This is a genomic window from Pseudomonas sp. NY15356, assembly GCF_048068175.1.
Lineage (GTDB): Bacteria > Pseudomonadota > Gammaproteobacteria > Pseudomonadales > Pseudomonadaceae > Aquipseudomonas > Aquipseudomonas putida_K.
On sequence record NZ_JBLUPW010000006.1, the window covers coordinates 41,962 to 60,810 of the forward strand.

The 18,849-nt window shown below is 59.5% G+C and carries 11 protein-coding genes and 5 tRNA genes; 5 read left to right on the forward strand and 11 right to left on the reverse strand.

The features are described from left to right. Positions 1–71: 71 nt before the first annotated feature. Both ACNFCI_RS07030 and ACNFCI_RS07035 read left to right on the forward strand, forming a co-directional pair. Entirely contained in the window at positions 72–2,501 is a 2,430-nt protein-coding gene (locus ACNFCI_RS07030) for a fimbria/pilus outer membrane usher protein (protein ID WP_324815363.1), read from the forward strand. 55 nt (positions 2,502–2,556) lie between these two features. Next, positions 2,557–3,603 carry a fimbrial protein gene (locus tag ACNFCI_RS07035; RefSeq protein WP_368829260.1) on the forward strand — a complete coding sequence of 349 codons (1,047 nt, stop codon included), beginning with the start codon at positions 2,557–2,559 and terminating at the stop codon, positions 3,601–3,603. Positions 3,604–3,657: 54 nt separating this feature from the next. On the opposite strand, the gene ACNFCI_RS07040 is transcribed toward ACNFCI_RS07035, so the two are convergent. Beyond that, positions 3,658–5,400 (reverse strand): hypothetical protein, encoded by a 1,743-nt coding sequence (locus ACNFCI_RS07040; protein ID WP_368829261.1) that lies wholly within the window; start codon positions 5,398–5,400, stop codon positions 3,658–3,660. A gap of 204 nt (positions 5,401–5,604) precedes the next feature. Here ACNFCI_RS07040 and ACNFCI_RS07045 point away from each other — a divergent pair, with 204 nt between their 5' ends. Both ACNFCI_RS07045 and ACNFCI_RS07050 read left to right on the forward strand, forming a co-directional pair. Continuing rightward, positions 5,605–8,052, forward strand: a complete 2,448-nt coding sequence (locus ACNFCI_RS07045) for an acyl-CoA dehydrogenase (RefSeq protein ID WP_368829262.1) — start codon at positions 5,605–5,607, stop codon at positions 8,050–8,052. A gap of 154 nt (positions 8,053–8,206) precedes the next feature. Continuing rightward, entirely contained in the window at positions 8,207–8,617 is a 411-nt protein-coding gene (locus ACNFCI_RS07050; RefSeq protein ID WP_084855001.1) for a PA2817 family protein, read from the forward strand. Positions 8,618–8,901: 284 nt separating this feature from the next. On the opposite strand, the gene ACNFCI_RS07055 is transcribed toward ACNFCI_RS07050, so the two are convergent. The 8 genes from ACNFCI_RS07055 to ACNFCI_RS07090 all read right to left on the reverse strand — a co-directional run bounded on the left by ACNFCI_RS07055 (position 8,902) and on the right by ACNFCI_RS07090 (position 16,238). Then, positions 8,902–10,653 (reverse strand): hypothetical protein, encoded by a 1,752-nt coding sequence (locus ACNFCI_RS07055; RefSeq protein WP_368829263.1) that lies wholly within the window; start codon positions 10,651–10,653, stop codon positions 8,902–8,904. Positions 10,654–10,666: 13 nt separating this feature from the next. Next, positions 10,667–12,838, reverse strand: a complete 2,172-nt coding sequence (locus ACNFCI_RS07060; protein WP_416767700.1) for a hypothetical protein — start codon at positions 12,836–12,838, stop codon at positions 10,667–10,669. Positions 12,839–12,894: 56 nt separating this feature from the next. Further along, entirely contained in the window at positions 12,895–15,450 is a 2,556-nt protein-coding gene (locus tag ACNFCI_RS07065; RefSeq protein WP_416767701.1) for a hypothetical protein, read from the reverse strand. A gap of 227 nt (positions 15,451–15,677) precedes the next feature. Then, positions 15,678–15,753, reverse strand: a tRNA-Gly gene (locus tag ACNFCI_RS07070). 85 nt (positions 15,754–15,838) lie between these two features. Further along, positions 15,839–15,914: transfer RNA gene (locus tag ACNFCI_RS07075), tRNA-Gly, on the reverse strand. 3 nt (positions 15,915–15,917) lie between these two features. Next, a tRNA-Glu gene (locus ACNFCI_RS07080) sits at positions 15,918–15,993 on the reverse strand. Between the two features lie 91 nt (positions 15,994–16,084). After that, positions 16,085–16,160: transfer RNA gene (locus ACNFCI_RS07085), tRNA-Gly, on the reverse strand. Between the two features lie 2 nt (positions 16,161–16,162). Further along, positions 16,163–16,238: transfer RNA gene (locus tag ACNFCI_RS07090), tRNA-Glu, on the reverse strand. 315 nt (positions 16,239–16,553) lie between these two features. Here ACNFCI_RS07090 and ACNFCI_RS07095 point away from each other — a divergent pair. Next, entirely contained in the window at positions 16,554–17,321 is a 768-nt protein-coding gene (locus ACNFCI_RS07095) for a hypothetical protein (RefSeq protein ID WP_084854996.1), read from the forward strand. Positions 17,322–17,468: 147 nt separating this feature from the next. Here the strand turns inward: ACNFCI_RS07095 and ACNFCI_RS07100 are convergent, their stop codons facing one another. Next, positions 17,469–17,951, reverse strand: a complete 483-nt coding sequence (locus ACNFCI_RS07100) for a GAF domain-containing protein (RefSeq protein WP_324815340.1) — start codon at positions 17,949–17,951, stop codon at positions 17,469–17,471. Then, complete coding sequence (locus ACNFCI_RS07105; protein WP_416767703.1) at positions 17,948–18,838, reverse strand: ATP-binding protein; 891 nt, start codon at positions 18,836–18,838, stop codon at positions 17,948–17,950. Before ACNFCI_RS07105 ends, ACNFCI_RS07100 begins: the two co-directional genes overlap by 4 nt. Positions 18,839–18,849 lie beyond the last annotated feature (11 nt).

An 18,849-nucleotide genomic window follows, 5' to 3' on the forward strand; every position in this document is an offset into this window, starting at 1 on the left:
GATCTATGACTTCTGCGCACGGGGCGCGGGGCCGCTCACGGCTGCCTCGCTTTTGCCTACTGATCATCGGCATGCGCGGCTGTACAGCCCTGGCAGCCCCAAGCGAACAGCCCACGGTCGAGTTCCAGTCAAGCTTCCTGCACCAGGCGGGCCTGAGTGGCGCTACCGCCACTGCCGCCCTAAACGCGCTGGCCAATGAGCATGCCTTGGGCCCTGGCCGCTATTTGGCCGAGCTACAGGTCAACTCCACCTTGGTCGGGCAACGGGAACTGGACTTTTCCCTGGCCGCTGGGCACAACCGCCTGCAACCTTGTCTTTCGCCAGCCCTGCTGGGTGAGCTGGGCCTGCGCCTGGATGCCTTGCCAGACCCGGCCCTGCTCGAGCAAGCCTGCCTGGATCTACCGACCGTCGTTCCTGGAGCCCGGGTGGACTTCGACAGCGCTGCACTGCGCGTGGCGGTATCCATTCCACACATTGCCCTGCGTCGGGAAATAACCGGCTATGTCGACCCGGCACGCTGGGACAGCGGGATTTCCGCAGCGTTCGCCAATTACCAGGTATCCACCCAGCAACGGGACAGCCGTACCCAGGGCAGCACCAACCATTACGACCTGTATTTGAACAGCGGCCTGAACCTCGGCGATTGGCGCCTGCGCAGCAGCCAGGCCTGGCGCCAGGACAGCGATGGCGAACGCAGCTGGACCCGCGCCTATACCTACGCCCAGAGCGACCTTCCCGGCACCCTGGGTACCTTCACCCTGGGCGAGACCTTCACCGGTAGCGAGGTCTTTCGTGGCGTACCGATACTGGGTGCCCGCATCGCGTCCGACCTCGACATGCTGCCGAACATCATGCGCAGCTATGCCCCCATCATCAGCGGTGTCGCGCAAACCCGAGCCAAGCTCGAGGTTCTGCAGAACGGCTACCCCATCTACTCCACCTATGTCAGCCCCGGCCCCTACGCCATCGACGACCTGAGCGTCGGCGGCACAGGCGAACTGGAGGTCGTGCTGACCGAGGAAGATGGCCAGGTGCGCCGCTTCACCCAACCCTACGCCAACATCGACAACCTGCTACGCCCAGGCGTATGGCGCTACAGCGCGGCATTGGGCCGCTATAACCCGGCCGGCGACCTGGACACTCCCACACTCTGGCAAGGCACCCTGGCCTACGGTACGCCCTGGCACACCACACTCTACGGAGGCTTGATGGTCAGCGAAGGCTACCTGGCCCACGCCGTCGGCGTCGCCCGTGACCTGGGCAGCCTGGGCGCACTGGCATTCGACGTAACCCACGCCAACAGCCAATTCGACAGCGCCAGCGATGTGCAAGGCCAAAGCTTTGCGTTGAAATACAGCAAGACATTCGGCACAGGCACCGACCTGCGCTTCGCCGGCTATCGCTATTCGACCGAAGGCTACCGCGATTTCGATGAATGGGTCAGCCAGCGCAGCCATGACTCCCGTTTCACCGGCAGCCGCCGTAGCCGCCTGGATACCACGATTCTCCAGCGCCTCGGCACACGCAGCTCGTTCAACCTGACGTTTTCCCAGCAGGACTACTGGCAACGCGCGGACGTGGAACGCCAGTTCCGCCTCTCCTTCAATACCTCCCACAACAAGGTCAGCTATGGCCTGCATGCTTCGCAGTCGCTGCGTACTGCCAGGCGTGGCAGCGATCGGCAAGTGGGGCTGAGCATTTCCTTGCCTTTGGATTTCGGCCACAGCAGTACCCTGTATTTCGACACCCAGCACAGCGCCCTCGGCAATCGCCAACGCGTGAGCATGAACGGCAGCGGTAACGACTATCGCCTCAGCTACAACACCAGCGTCAGCCGTGACGAGCGACAGCGACAAACCCTCGGCCTGAACCTGGGCTACCAGACGACCAGCGCCTCGCTGGGTGCCGGTGTCAGCGTTGGCCCCGACTATCGCAGCCTATCGCTCAACGCCAGCGGCTCGCTGCTGGTCCACGCCGATGGCGTCGAATTCGGCCCGAGCCTTGGCGAAACCATTGGCTTGGTCGAAGTGCCCAATACGCCTGGCGTCGGTGTACAGAGCGCCTCGAGCGTTCGCACCAACGCACGCGGCTTCGCTCTCGTGCCTAGCCTGAGCCCCTACAAGCGCAACCAGCTTGTCCTGCAAACCGACCAGTTGGGGCCGGAAATCGAGATCGACAACGGCAGCGCACAGGTCGTGCCGCGCCGTGGCGCGGTGGTCAAGCAGCGCTTCGAAGTGCGCAAGGTCAACCGCCTGGTACTCACCCTGCATACCCCCCAGGGCCAGCCTGTGCCATTCGGCGCGCAGGTCTCCGATAGCGCAGGCACATCGCTGGGTGTGGTTGGCCAAGCCGGCATGGTGCTGCTCTCGACGACCCAGCCCAGCCAACAGGTGAGCGTGCGCTGGAGCGAGGCGGCAGATGCGCAATGCCAGCTGGAACTGGATGTGGCCCAAATGCCTCAGGAACAGGGGTACCGCATGCAAACACTGACCTGTGGGTGAAGGCATCCACATTCGACCCCATGCCTGAACCTGCTGACATGCCCTGGAGCATCCAATGAATCGACCCGTCGCCCTGTTATTACCAGCACTGCTGATGACGCTCGGACACGCCCCACTTGCCATGGCCGCTCGCTACTGCACCTTGGATAGCGGTCAGCTCAGGTATGAGTACGCGCTTCCCGACATCGTCAAAGTCGATGCCAGCCTTCGCCCCGGTGAAGCAATTAGTGCGGTCAGGCAAGACAACCTACCCCCCATTTCAGGTACGAAATTCACCTGTGAGAATGACGACGACACGAACCCCATAAACTTGAACGTCGACACGCTAACCGGGGAGTCAACCGTCCCCGGTCCTGGAGGCGTGCGGGTAATGGAAACCAATGTTGCCGGCATTGGCGTCGCAGTGCAGCTCGGCGTCCCGTTTACCGGGGGCGCAAACAATTATTTCAAACCAACCGACAACAGCTCTGTACCCTTCACGGGTACCCTCGGAAACACCGGAGGGAACCAGATGGTGCTCACGAGGCTGGTCCACAGGATTCAACTGGTCAAGATTGGCGACATCGCGCCGGGTGTGCACTACATCGACACCCCCTTGTTCAGAGCCAGCACTAGCATCGGCGGCCAGTTCATGGACTACCGGTTGACCAGCCGCGTCGTCAGCAACCCATGCACCGTACCCACAACCTCCAGCCCCGCCGTCGTGCAGTTGCAACGCTGGCCAAAATCGGAGTTCAAGGGGGTTGACCATACCACCGCCTCGACAGATTTCGCGATCGAGTTGACCAATTGCGAAAGCGACCCTAAGGGCATGACGCGCGTCGCCATCACACTCGAGGGCATCGACGGGTCGACACCCATATCGGGTAAGCCCGGGGTTTTTTCCCTCACCGACGATTCAGACGCCGAAGGCGTTGGCATACAGATCCTCAAAGGCGACGGAACCCCGATGCCGCTGGCGACAGAAGAGGACATGGCTAACTTGACCAAAGGCATCACCCGCCTCGCCTTCAAGGCCCATTATTACCAGACGCTGCCCGCCGAAAAAATCAAGCCGGGCTCGGCAAACGGCGCACTGAAGTTCACCATCAGCTATCGATAACCTCTGGAAAAGGCCCGGCCAACGCCGGGCCCAAGGCTTACCGCAATAGGTAACTCAAGGCACCAATGTCAGTACCAGCGCCGGTAAGGTCTTGAAGGAGCGTCCTTCATCAAAGCTGACCGCCGCATGGATACGGAAGGTGTCATTGAGTTTCAGGCTTTGCACGAAGCGCTGGGCCATATAGGCCTGCACTTTGCCAGCCTGGCGCTCTGCGAGCGTCAAAGGCAGGTCGTCACGCACGATCTCGACCGGCAACATCGCCCCACCCGCATCGTGCCCCATCGCCTGGATACGAACCGGCTGCTCCGGGCGGCTGAACTGCCACATAGGCAATTCCAGCAATACGCCCTCTTCCGGCACTGTGCTCAAAGACAACTTCCCCTCCTTGGCAGCCTTGCATTCGATCCTCTTGAAGTGGTTAGGGTTCACAACGTTCCTGATGCCCAGGTCGTAGGCCTTCGAGTATTCGACAGTTCCATCATCATGCTTGAACGAATAGAAAAGCTCGAGGCGTTGGCCCAGGTTGGCGGCTATTACTTCCATTGGAAACTGGAAAGTCTTGTCGTCCCCCAGGGTCGGGTTGGCAGGGAAGCGGTCCCCCATTCGGTTGACCGCGATCATCTCGAACTTCCTGGCCTCTACCTCCTTAGGAATACGTACGTTCACGGCCCTTTCCGGAGTCAGCGAGCCCTTTGCGTCCCCCTCGAACTCAACACCGTCCACGGTGGGTGCTGGCAAGACCGGTGCCGTGCCGATGGTCAGGGACAGCGCTTCGCTCACCTGCAAAGTGCCCAACCGGCTGAATTGATAGACAAGCGTGACCCGCCCGCTGGTGTTGGCCTGCAGCCAATCATGCCCCAGGCCGAACCTGATCTTGCCGCTCTGCAGAATGCTGACATCCACCTGCACCACACAGGTTGTGGGCGCCCGACCATATACGTGCAGCACGACCTCATCGTCCAACTGCATGCCATAGTCGTCGGCCTGGACAACGATACCGTCGGGATACGCCCCCGGATCCACATGATCTCCAGTGAGGCCTTCGATGCGCGGGCTCGGCAGTTTCGGCCCTTCGGGTTCACCCTGGACAATACGCAATAATTGCCTTGGGGACTGACTGCCCGTTGCAGAATCGGCGTAGTCGATCGTATAGCTCACCTCCCCTTGCCCCTCGCTGGCCAAGTGCAACTCGTTGCCATCCAGAAGCCAGAGAAGCGGTTTCCCAATGTCCTGGGCAGTAATCACATGTTGCAGGCTGATCGGGCCAAGCGGTTTGCCATGCTTGTCCCGACCGTACCAGAGGTACTTTACCTTATCGCCAACGGCCATGGCCGCATAAGGCCCGAACACGACCATAGCGTCACCCGGCTCCCGATCCCGATCGATACGCAAGCCGTTGCCACCGATGACTTGAGCCGGTGGCAGCGTTCTAACCGTATCCGCCGCCTTGTCCACATAGAAAAACGCCAGGCCAGACTCCGTCAGCTTGCCGAATCCATCGTCCTGATCGACCGATACGAATCCCCAACCGCCTGATAACGCCTCCAATTGGGCGTTTGGAATCCACATCGTTGCGTATTTTCGGTCATCCAGCTCTCCGACTCTCCCACCTCCTTTGTAGACCAGATTACGCCCGTCGGCAGAGCGACCGCGAAAGTTGATGATGCAATAGTCGTTTTCGTCGATCTCGTCGTACGTGAACAACACGTCCAGGTCATTACCATTCAAGCTCTTCAAGTCGAGCGATTCTCCCCCGCCCAACGCGGGTATTTCTGGGGCTGCGAAGTCGTTACTCATGAACACGGCATCCTTTATGGCGTGGTATGGAATGCGCGGCGTTCGCCGGCGCAATGAGCCAGCTGTTCTACATGCCCCTCGCAGCCCACAACAGCTAGCAAGTCTGCCAGTGAACACCTGACCCTGGACTTTGCCAGGCAAGCCGCTGTTCATGGCTAAGCTGAATAGATCCGTTCAAAAACCAGGTTCCATGGAGGACTATCTATGTTGCTGTTGTGGTTGCTATTACTGGTGGTCGGCACGGCGTACCTCACGCACAGGCGGCTGGCGCCGCTGCAGATCCTCGGGGCCGTCGCGGCCTACGTGCTGGCGATGGGCATCTGGAGCGATTGCCCAGGCTGGCTGCTGGCAGTGCTGTGGCTGGCCCTGGCCTGCAAGGCCGCCTTCCTGGTGCTGCACGACTGGCGCCGCACGCTGTTCACCGAACCGGTGTTCCGCTGGCTCCAACGCACCCTGCCGCCGATGTCGCGCACCGAACGCGAGGCGATCGACGCAGGCACCGTGTGGTGGGACGGCCAGCTGTTCAGCGGCCGCCCGGCCTGGCACACCTTGCTCGACTACCCGGTACCCAAGCTCACCGATGAAGAGCAAGCCTTCATCGACGGCCCGGCCGAGACCCTCTGCACAATGGTCAGCGACTGGCAGATCGGCCAGGACCTGGACCTGCCGCCGCAGGCCTGGGCCTACATCAAGGAACAGGGCTTCTTCGCCCTGATCATTCCCAAGGACTACGGCGGAAAGGGTTTTTCCGCTTATGCCCATTCCCAGGTGGCCATGAAGCTGGCCACCCGCAGCGGTGACCTGGCCTCCACGGTGATGGTGCCCAACTCCCTCGGCCCGGCCGAACTGCTGCTGCACTATGGCACCGAGGCGCAACGCAACCATTACCTGCCTCGGCTGGCGCGTGGCGAGGAGATCCCCTGCTTCGCCCTCACAGGCCCCCTGGCAGGCTCCGACGCGGGCGCCATGCCCGACACCGGCGTGGTGTGCAAAGGCCAGTGGCAAGGCGAAGAAGTCATCGGCCTGCGCCTGAACTGGGAAAAGCGCTACATCACCCTCGGCCCGGTGGCGACCTTGCTCGGCCTGGCATTCAAAGCCTACGACCCGGACCACCTGCTGGGGGAGGAAGAAGACCTGGGTATCAGCCTGGCCTTGATTCCCACCGACCTGCCCGGCGTGCAAATCGGCAAACGCCATTTGCCCCTGGGCGCCGCGTTCATGAACGGCCCCAACAGCGGCAAGGATGTGTTCATCCCATTGGACTTGCTGATCGGCGGCCAGGCAATGCTCGGCAAGGGCTGGATGATGCTGATGAACTGCCTGTCGGTGGGGCGCTCCATCTCGCTGCCGGCGGTAGGCACCGGCGCGGCCAAGTACACCAGCCTTGTGACCGGGCAGTACGCCAACCTGCGCGAGCAGTTCAACGTGCCACTGGCGGCCTTCGAAGGCATCCAGGAGTCCTTGGCACGGATCGGCGGCAACGCCTGGCTGATGGACAGCGCACGCCTGCTCACCGCCCTGGCCGTGGACCTGGGCGAAAAACCCTCGGTGCTGTCGGCCATCCTCAAGTACCACCTCACCGAGCGCGGCCGTGAATGCATCCAGCACGCCATGGATGTGCACGGCGGCAAGGGCATCATCATGGGCCCGAACAACTACCTGGCGCGCAATTGGCTGGGCGCACCGATCTTCATCACCGTAGAGGGGGCCAACATTCTTTCGCGCAACCTGATGATCTTCGGCCAGGGTGCCATTCGTTGCCATCCGTTCGTGCTCGACGAGATGGCCCTTGCCGCTCGCCCGGACCAGGAACAGGCCCTGCGGGAGTTCGACGACCTATTGATGAAGCACATCCTGTTCGCCGCAGGCAACGCTGCCAGTACCTGGATACTGGGGCTGGGCCTGGGCCACTTCGAGAAGGTGCCGGGGGATGCGCTGAGCCAAGGGTACTTCCGCGCCCTGAACCGCCAGGCCGCCGCCTTCGCCCTGCTGGCCGACCTGTCGATGATGTTGCTGGGTGGGTCGCTCAAGCGCCGTGAACGGCTCAGTGCCCGCTTGGGTGATGTACTGAGCTACCTGTACCTGAGCTCGGCGGCGCTCAAGCGCTACCACGACCTGGGCTCGCCCGAGCATATGCAGCCTTTGCTGCGCTGGGCCCTGGAGGAAAGCCTGGGCCAGGCGGAACATGCCCTGGACCGGTTGCTCGACAACTTCCCCAACCGCTTCATCGGCTGTGCCCTGCGCGTGCTGGTGTTCCCCTTCGGCCGCCGCCATACCGGCCCGAGCGATGAACTGGACGCAGAGGTGGCGGCACTGATCGGCCGGAGCAAAGGCGACCCGGCACTCGAAGAACTGCTGGCCGGCTGCCTGCGCCCGAGCGCGGAAGGCGACCCGGTGGCGGCATTGCAACGTGCCTGTGATCTGCTGGACGCATGCGCCCCCTTGCACAAGGCCGTGCATGAGGCGATCAAGGACGGCAGGCTACACACCGCTCCTGGCCAGTCGGCCATCGATGCGGCAGTCGAGGCCGGTGTGTTGCAGGCCGATGAAGGCCAACGGCTGCACGAGGCCGAGGCGGCGCGGCGGCGCGTCATCGATGTGGATGCGTTCGAGAAGGAGGCATTGCAGGCGGCACCGGACAAAGTGCGCTGAGTTCGCAGCAGGCGTTTCGGTGCCGGTGAGATCTCGCGCCGCGCGGGCGGCGCTCGATCTTACAGACATCACCCTTTCAAGGCCTGCCCCAAGGCACAAACCGAACAACCGGCGTATACTCCGCCCCCGTTTCAGCCATACCGAGGACCTTTCCATGGCCAACCCGCACCTGGAATATCACCTGCAACTGCTCCAGCACCTGCGCACCATACTGGCGGCCCTGGGCGAGGCCGAGCAGGTACCGGAGGAGAGCCACGCCCTGTTCCTCGAGCGCTTCGACGAACTGCTCACCCTGCTGCCCCAGGACCCGCTGGAAAGCCAGTACCTGGGCCAGGACCTGATCTGCCAGGTGATCCAGCGCTACCCACAGATCGCCCACCTGGTGCCACGGGACCTGTTGTGGTTCTTCGGTGGCGACTGCCTGCACTTCATGCCGGACGAGGAGCTCAGCATTTACCAGCAGTTGGAAGACCTGCGCTACGAAGCTGAACAGAAGGGTGAGCCCTTCGACTGGAACCAGCAAAAACAATTGCTGAGCCTACCGGAGCAAACCCCGAAGCACTGACGTGCACTGTGTGCATTGGGACGCTCCTGCAGATTCGCGCAAGCGCCAACGATCGTGCGGTTGCTCTGTAGGAGATCGCGCAACCTTAGTGGGAGCTGGCGGAGCCTGCGATGGGCCGCAAAGCGGCCCCTTGAGTCTGGGGACTCCAGCGTTTGAGGGCTTGGGGCTGCTTCGCAGCCCATCGCAGGCTGTCGCCAGCTCCCACCGAGATTGCGCCGCTTTCAAGACTTGCGAAATCCCTGTGAGAGCGGGCTTGCCCGTGAGGGGACGCAGAGCAGCCTGGTCTACAGCCTGCCAACTTCCAGCACGTTATACCCTGTTGCCAGCACCACACCGCCGTGCTCGATCTCGCAGGTCACCACGGAAAAGCCCGGGGCACCGCTGGCCGGTGCGGTAAAGAGCCCATCCTCACTCAACTCACCGACGCCAAACAGCCGCCAACACCGTTTCGCCTCCGGCATGAAACTGGTGTCCTGCTCCTCCAGGCGCAACGAATCTCGGTACCCGACCTTTCGGAACACCCCAGGCCGGACAGACAACAGCTGCGGCCCATTGGCCATGACAATCGAGAACCTGCGACGGTGTTTGCTGTCGACCCCCACTTGCTGAATGACCAGCCCCTTGCGCTTGGCGGCAGCGTCGGGGATGAACGTCGCCTGCTTGAAGTTGTGCAACTGTAGCTGGCCATTACGTTCACCCAGCAGTCGCCAGGCATAACCTGGCCCCACCCCGGCCATCTGCAGCTCGATCGGTGCCTTGGGGGAGATGAACGCGACTTCCGGCTGCAGCTCGAAAAACTCGACCGATACCCGTGCGCGTGCCGACGCCTTGTAGAACATGCCATCTTGGTACAGCTCGGCGGTCACCATGATGGCCTGCCCACCCGGCTTGAGGCGCTCGACCGATTCAAACCGGTAGCGGCCATCCTTCGCATCGATATGCCCATATTCCCCAGAGCCCGACGCATCAAGACCGCTTACCGTCCAGCGTGAGGCCTGGACGGCCTTGCCGTGTTGGTCGCGCATGATGAAGTCGTAACTGCGGCCCACCATCATCGTGTAGCGAGGTGCTTCCACGGTGAACGACGGCCCAAGTGGCAGCAGGTCACCGAACATGACGGTATCGAACGGCACATGCCTGGCGCGCTCGGCGAAGCCGTACGGGCTCGGCTGGTACCACAGTTTTTGCGACAGGCTGCCCTGCAGATGATTCAACGCCCGGTCCTGCACCAGAGCCGCTGGATAGGGTTCGATCCCCTGCTCATCCACGACCAGGTAGGGGAAAGTATCCGTCGGCGCAAAGCCCTCGCGCGCTCTTGCCTTGACCTTGAAGAACACCAAGAGCGCACCTTGCCCATGGTTGGCCGCGTCGGGCGCCTGCGAACCAGGCGCCGCCTGGGTGTATACCCGCATGCCGGTCGGTGTCCAGGGTTCATCGCCCTGACGATCGACATTCACCAGGGCGAACTGGCTCTGGTAGTCAGGCAAATCGCGGAACCATCGCGCCAGCTCAGCGGGCAGGCGGTCATCGGCCACACCCAGATTGCAACGTACACGCGACACATTGCGCAGATCGAGCACGAGGCCCCAACGCTCCTTGTAGGAGAGCACCTCCAGATCGACATCGGCTTGCACCGCATAGCCCATGGCTTCATTGATGACGAAATAGTGCTGCTCGCCATCGGCGTACTGCCCTTCACGCCGGTAGGTCCCCGACAGGATCGGCAGGGTCACCTGCACGCGCCGGCCACCGGCCGAGGCAGTGGCGAAGGACAGGGTCGGCATACCGAATTCGATAGCCTGCACCTGCGTGCGCCCCTGCCCGTCAGGGTCGATCATCGCCTCGAACAGCGGCAACGAACGCAAGTCATGCAACCGCTCCAGGTAATGACGCTTGAGCAGGTCGTTCATACAACCGCGGTTATAGACAGCCAACGCGCCCCATCCCAGGGTCACGTTGATTGCTTTCATGGTTTCGAGCACGTGCTCGATAGAATTGCCGGACATTTTCCGGATCTCCTTGAATGGTGTCAGCAACCAGCACGCACGCTCATGCGCCAGGCGCAAGCAGTTGTTGGGTGAGCTCCGGAAAATCGGTCAATGGCCATGGCAAGATCAAATGGCCACTGACCGGCCTGTGTCCATCCAGGCCGCTGACAGAAACCAGGACGAACCCTGCCCTATGGTCATCGGCAGGCTCATACCGCCCATCGACGAGGGTACCTTGACCTTCAATCGGCAATCTCCATTCCACATCCTCAAGCAGATCGCCAGAGACGCGGGCCTCCAACTCAACGCAGCCATCTTCCTGAAGGAGTGCCCTGATTTTCACGGGTGATTCAACATGCACCACCAATACATAGACCGTGCATTGATCACCCGTTTCGGAGTCTTTTACCTGTATCTCGTCGATGACGTAGTTCTTGTCTCCTTTAGGGCCTGGTTTGTAGTGGCAACGCTTGCCTCCCTCTTCTGGCGTCAGCGAACCACTCTCACCCTCCACGAATTCATTGATCGTCCACGTCAAATTACCACCTGCCAGCGAACCCGCAGTGAGGGTCAGGTCTGTTTGCGTGTAACAGGTATGAATCATTGGATTCACCGTCACGGCCCGAGGCACAGTGGTCACCAACGCCGAAGCCAGCACCTCGCTCGACTCCTCATCCTTCGCCAGTACCAGTACTTTGCTCGGTTTGCCATCCAGAGAGGAAGCTGGCGCGGCCAGATAGATCCCTTCGTCTCCCCATTCTTTGAGCATCATCCCTGGATCGTCGGCGCTGGCGGATATACTTTGGACCTCCCAGTAGACATTCGATCGCGGCGGAACCAGACGCACATCACATTCCCCACCCGCCAGCACCACGACATTGCTGGGCTCGACACGAAACTCGGTGGGCGTCGTGATCATGACCACATCGTTGCTTGGCGTGACATCCGCTGCCTGCAGGAACATCCCCTGGTCTGCCCCTATCTGCACACCGGCCAACCAGCGTTCCGGTACGTCCGCGCTCAGCCTTTTCGACAGGCCGGAAACGATCGCACGCTTGACCGCATGCGAGACGAACTCTTCGATCTGTGCACGCTCAGGGCCTTTAATTTCACCGGGCAAGCCAGAGAGAGCGGTGACTTGCGCATTGGCCGACCAAGGCGAGTAGAGTTGCCCCTGAAGAATGTAACCGGGTTGGCGTTGGCCTTTGAGCAGGTCGAAGCGGTGCGTCAGATCCAATTGGAAGGTGACCGTGAACTCCTTTGTATCGCCCCCCAACAGAGGGACGTAACGCAACTTAACGGTGCACTGCGACTTCCAGGCCTGATCGACTCCGTTTTTTTCAAAGTTGACCGACAGCCCCACTGCCGGAACCGTGAACGCTTCGCACACGAAGGCGAACTCGGCGCTTTGGTACTTGGACGTTGGGACGGCCAAATGCCCGGCCGTGGCGTCCAAGCCAACCAGCATGTCGTTCAAATCCCGTCGCTCTTCGAACTCGCCATCCACGAGCAACTTCGAAAGACCTTGACCATAACTGACGCGATACAACAAGGGCTCACTGACCACGCTCGTGTTGACAGCAGGATCGAGCCCTGGAACATGAGCATCGTCCGGAATCACCCCTGTCTTGCCCAGTTGCGTCACCCCCCACAGCAGCAGATCACGCTGCTCGCCCTTGGAGTCTTTCTGTACTCGCAAGTCGATGCGCTTCATGTCTACAGCACTGTCCGCACCCTGCCCCATGCCCACCAAAACATATGGCTCATTGAGCTGCGCTTGTTCTTGCATCAGTGCCTGGATGAACTCACCACCACGCTTATTCAGCGCTTCGTGCTCGCTCATGCCCAGTCGCATCTCCAAACCTTGAGCCACATCCAACTGCAACTGCGAAGCTGAAACAGTCGTGCTTAACATCACAGAGCAGCTCAGCGGCAGGGGATCCAGTGCATCGTGTTGCGACACCGACTCCACTTCGTCCGTCCTTGTTTGAACCTGCATGCCACTGTCCAACTGGCTGGTTATAACGAACCTGGTAGCGGTGGGCATCTCCAGCGAAGGGGCCGCCATCTGATAGCCCGCCAAGTGATATTTAATATTGGACTCTTCGCCACTGATACGGCCGTTAATATCAACAAGAACTTTTTCAGTGCTCAAGCGAAGCCGGTGCCCTTTCTCAAGAGCGGTATTGAGCTGATCGATCGAAACGGCGATCAATGTATCGTAGCCAAACAAGCCTGGGTGCTCTTCCACCCATTTACTCAGTTCTGGATTTATAGGATATGTCATTTTCAAACAGCCTTTATGCGAAGGACTTCGAGTGGACGAGAATTCTCAACCAATGGCAGAGGTATGATGATAAAACCTTCATGGATGCGCCCGCTTTCATTTATCCATTTACCGGCGAGCACGACGAACGGTGCAGGTTTCGTTTGATCGACAGTAAAAACATTACCGCGGAATTCACCTGAGCCATACTCCACCCTCCACTCAGTTTTACCAGTGACGTCATAATCATAATCCATGGCTCTCAAACTGACGGTACCTTTATCGACATCGGCGTCGATAATCTCCACGCTCAAGGGCCGACCACCAAGTTCAGTAATGATGACACTCTCGACCTTCTCTCCGGTAGCGCTATTACGTGCCGATACAACATCGATACTAAATGCTATGCTGTCGGACTTGGGGCCTGCAACATAGGTAATTTTCGCTGCTGTTGCTTCTGATTTTTTTAGCGTACCGTAGGGGTCGGTATTTTCGAAGCCCCATTCATAGTCTGCCGCGGCATCCAATGCGCCAACCTGCAAGTTAACGGTATTCTCGGCACTACCCGGTTTATTACCCCAGGTTGTATTTACCAAGGGAGTGATCATCAAACCCTGGCGAACCACGGTGACCAAGGCTGAACTCTCGAACTGACCATCCGTGGCAACCACCCGTACTCGCGTGAATAGGCCATCGATATGTTCGGCCTCTGGCGCGGTGTACTCACCTTCTGGGGTAATAGTGCCAGCCTGCCCGCCCAGGGACTCAACTCGCCATGTCAACCCCTTTCGGGCAGGCACTGTATTGAACTTATGTCTTTGACCAGTCCCTAGGATAGGTTCCAGGTTATCAATAACGAAGCTGATGGTATTAGGGTTGACCCTGCCGAATGCCACGGCACCTGAAGGCAAATGGGTGTTATCGGCGATGATCGCATTGCCGAAGTTGAATTTTATCGTGTCATCGATAAGGGCTTTGACTGTAGAGGGTAACGAGAAAGTCTTATTTAATGTATCTTCGAGCACGCCGCGAAGGGAGATAGCATTCGGAATTGCTCCGACCTCGTAAACAAGCCGGAGGATCGTAAGTAACTGAGCCGTCATAAGAACAGACAGCAAGAATGCAGGCAAAGGCAAATCCTCACTTGATGTCTCTGAATCCGCCTCATCATCTTTAGTTGGACCTGCACATGCCGACGCTGGATCAGCGTGCGACCTCAGATAACGCGGCTTATATTCAAAGTATTGTTTTTCTAGTTTACCGCCCTCGTCCGCAACCAGTTTATAACCCGCAGAGACATCAGCTGCAAATGTTTCGGATCTAGATTTATACAGTGATTCCAAATCAATATTATTTTTCTTTACCCACCATTCGAGAAACGCGTCTGGGGTTTGACTTCTCACGTTCGTTGTCTTACACGTGACCCACCCCATGAGCTGCATATCGAGCTCTATGAGCCCATCAGCGCCAAATTTAATTCTTAAGCTGTTCGCCAAGTCACAATGAATACTATCAATGTGAATCGAAGCAATGAGATCCCTAAACAAATTACCTGCATAATGGTGGACCTCAACATCCTGCGCCGGGATCCTGAGCTCTCCTTTAGTCAGCTTGGCCCCAGTGAGCAATCGCTGCCCGCCTTCGTCTTTGTATTCGAGTTCAAATGTCGCGTCCTCGATTACCTCCCGCAGCGCGTGCATCATCTGCCCTAGTGCCAGACGCCTACTGCCAAGCATCACGGTAGCCGAGTAGTCTTTACCGGCATCATTAGGAATCAAGTATTTTAATTGGGTGTCGTCACTGGGAATCGTCCCGCGTTTATCCCCTTCCAACTTAATTAAACTGATAATGGCCCCTTCACCGTCCAGGTTCTCGGGGTCACGCGGGTGAGTGACCAACATGAACTCATCCGGGCGCATCGCTTCGTTACCGCCCGGCATAATGCGCCCCAACTGATAGATACATTTTTCCTCAGGCAGCGCCTTGAACTTCTTCTCGAAGAAGTCGCCCAGTTTCACTTGCGCCTCCGGCACCCCGCCAAAATTGAACAGAAAATTAGTGGCCTTCGCCAGGTTGAGGTAAATTTCCCCACCGGCTGCCACATGGCCATTCGCTTCCGTCAACGCAAGGTCCATCTGCAGTTCAGGGCGTAATATCGGACCATATTGCGCTATCGAACGCACCACAGCCCTAACTTTTTCTTCAATTTCAACGAGATTCCCCCCCACCATCGCCATGCGCAAGCGCGACTTTGAATCGAGCAGACGGGCATTTTCGAACGACATCCGAGGCACATCCAATACAGCGTTTTCGATTATGTACTTATTACCTCCATCGGTCTGGACTTCACCGGACTGTGGTTCAATATATGAACCTCTCTCGAAGTGTCTGATATACGCCTGTAATATCACATGATTGGCCTTCACGCGTTGCACAGCCGCAATAATCCCCCAACCGAACATTTTATCTATATTATATTCATCCTTCTCCTTCATCCACGCCACCAATTCTTTTTCAGAATAGCCAGACATAGTTTTCCACCCTTCCAATTTAAATATCGAAACAATCAGCAAGAACATCGAATAACGACTTACAAACGAAGCCCTATTCAACGCTACTATTTCGACACAGGAGGTGGAGCGGGGAAACTGATTGAACTACTAGGCTGGGGATGAAAAATATCGTGAACAAGGCGGTTGCGATGCGTTCACAGTGCTCGATTGACGCCCCACAAGGCTCAAACCGCACAGCCATCAAATTCCAGGCATAAAAAAACGCCCTCTCGATTGAGAGGGCGTTTTCGATTTGGAGCGGGAAACGAGACTCGAACTCGCGACCCCGACCTTGGCAAGGTCGTGCTCTACCAACTGAGCTATTCCCGCATGCTTGAAGCAAACCGCTATTGGCGTGAGCACCTGTTGGCGCTTCACCACCACTGCTACGCCATGAGCGCCACAGCTTGAAAATTGGAGCGGGAAACGAGACTCGAACTCGCGACCCCGACCTTGGCAAGGTCGTGCTCTACCAACTGAGCTATTCCCGCAAATGGCGTCCCCTAGGGGACTCGAACCCCTGTTACCGCCGTGAAAGGGCGGTGTCCTAGGCCACTAGACGAAGGGGACATACCCAACGCTTTTCAGCGCACCCGATCATGAACCTTGCGATTCAGCCTGGATTTCTTTCCCGCCCTGCCAAAGGCAGTGCCGGAGAAACTGGAGCGGGAAACGAGACTCGAACTCGCGACCCCGACCTTGGCAAGGTCGTGCTCTACCAACTGAGCTATTCCCGCATTGGCGTCCCCTAGGGGACTCGAACCCCTGTTACCGCCGTGAAAGGGCGGTGTCCTAGGCCACTAGACGAAGGGGACACACACTACAACTTTTCACTCCCTGCCGCGCTTCGCTGTGTGCTTTACGCTGCAAGTGGCGCGCATTCTATGGATGCCTTGGAGGGTCGTCAACCCCTTTGTGGAAATTTATTTAAATCAATGACTTCCGTCTTTATAAGAGACCGCCGGGGGCATGCCCGAAAACTGACGTTGATTTTCTGACAGCCAGTCGGCAAGCTCATGGCAAAGCGCCAGCAGGAAAAATCCTAAGACCGCCGGACGGGCTTTCCGGCGCAAGTCGAACTCTCCTACACTCAATACAGAAAACTACTATTTACCAACGAGGCGTTAACGGTGACACCACTCCTGATCACCCTGCTCATCGTCGCAGGCATCGCATTACTGATCGTGATCGGTTATCTGAACAATGTCGTGGAAAACGCCAAGCTGGAACGCGCACGACTGAAGATAGAGCTGGCCGAACGCCTGCGCCGCTGTGGCGAAATCACCGAGACCTTTCCTCGGCAGCTGATGACCCCGGCGCTCAAGCTGCTGCTCACGCGCCTGGAGCTCAACCTCAACCAGCGCCAACTGGCGCTGGACAAGCACAACACAGAGATCAAGGCGCGCATCACGGCCTTGGAAGGGCTCATTGCCCAAGGCGAGGCCCTGCCGATCGACAACCCACCCAGCCCGATCCAGACCGAGGCCAAGGCCAAGGAAGTGCGCTACCTGCTCGAGTCGCTGCACAACCAGATCGTGCGCGCCACCCAGGAAGGCTTCCTGCAGACCAACGAAGGCAAGTACTGGGTCAAGGAAATCCGCCACCTGCTGGTGCTGTTGCATATCGAGTTCTTCAACAACCTGGGCCAACAGGCGCTGCAGCAGAGCCAGCCGGCGCAGGCGCGCCTGGCGTTCGAACGCGGCGTACAGTACCTGCGCAAGCAGCAGGATCCCAAGCAGTACGAAGAGCAGCGTGTCTATCTGGAGAAACTGCTGGCCCGGGCCAATGCCCTGGTGCAGGACCAGATGGAGCCGGCCGAGAATGACGAGAACGAACTGACCCAGGGGCTCAAGACCGACGACGAAGAGACCTGGAAGAAGAAGGCCGTTTACGACTGACAGCCTTCCATTTCCATGGCCCAATCGCCGGCAAGCCGGCTCCCACAGGGCCGAGCGATTCCTGAGCGTGCGCTGTTCTGGTGGGAGCCGGCTCGCCGGCGATTGGGCCCGGCCGGACACCCCAGGCTCAGGCCCTTTACGCTCCCTTCAGCAATCGGTCAGTTCCAGGAAGATCGCCGCCAGGCGCTCCAGCCCCACTTGATCCGCCTCGGTGAAACGCGCAAGCCTGGGGCTGTCCAGGTCCAGCACACCCATCAACCGCCCGCCCTTCACCAGCGGAATCACCAGCTCGCTGTTGGACGCGCTGTCACAGGCGATATGCCCGGGGAAGGCATGTACATCCTCGACCCGCTGGGTCTGCCGGGTGGCCGCCGCCGCGCCGCACACGCCCTTGCCGAAGGGAATGCGCACGCAGGCCACTTGGCCCTGGAACGGGCCCAGCACCAATTGCTCGTCGCGGTTCAGATAAAAGCCCGCCCAGTTCAGGCCCTCCACCTGGTGATAGAGGAAGGCGCAAAACTGTGCGGCGTTGGCGATGAAGTCGCGCTCGTCGGCGAACAACGCCTGCACTTGCGCGGCCAGTAGGTCGTAGCCATCGAGGCCGTTGCCACTGGCATTGAGGTCGATCATGGTTTTTGCTCCAGCAATTGCAGCCCGACCCAGTAGCGGGCGAACTGATAGGCACAACGGCCATTACGGTTGCCGCGGCCGGTGGCCCAGCGCACGGCGAGGATGTCCAGCTGCTCGTCACGTTGCCAGCGCAGGCCGGCCGCAGTGGCCAGCTGGCCGATCCAGTGTTCGACCACATCGAGGAAGTGGTCCTGAGTGAAGGGGTAGAACGACAGCCACAGGCCGAAGCGGTCCGAGAGGGCGATCTTGTCCTCCACCGCCTCGCTGGGGTGCAGCTCGCCATCGACGCGCTGCCAGTTCGCGTTATCGCTTTCCTTCTCTGGCACCAGGTGGCGGCGGTTGGAAGTGGCGTACAGCAGCACGTTGTCCGGGGCCTGCTCCAGCGAGCCGTCGAGCACGCTCTTGAGCACTCGATAGTCGCCCTCCCCGGCCTCGAACGACAAGTCGTCGCAGAACAGGATGAAGCGCTGCTGGCATGCCTGCAGCTGCTCGACCACCCGCGGCAGGTCGGCCAGGTGGTCGCGTTCGATCTCGATCAGGCGCAGGCCCTGGCCGGCATGTTCGGCCAGCAGCGCACGCACCAGCGACGACTTGCCGGTGCCGCGCGAGCCCCACAGCAAGGCGTGGTTGGCGGGCATGCCCTGGATGAACTGGTGGGTGTTGCGGCCCAACTGCTCACGTTGCTGGTCGACGCCGATCAGGTCGCTCAGGCGTATATCGAGGCTGACCTGCAGCGGCAGCAGATAGCCGCTGCGGCCATCGCGCTGCCAGCGCGCGGCCAGCGTAGTCGACCAGTCGATGTCCGGGCGTGGTGCGGGCAGCAGGGGTTCGAGGCGCGCGAGTACGGATTCGGCGCGGTCGAGGAAAGCGGTCAAGCGGGCGTCCATGGGGGCTCCTG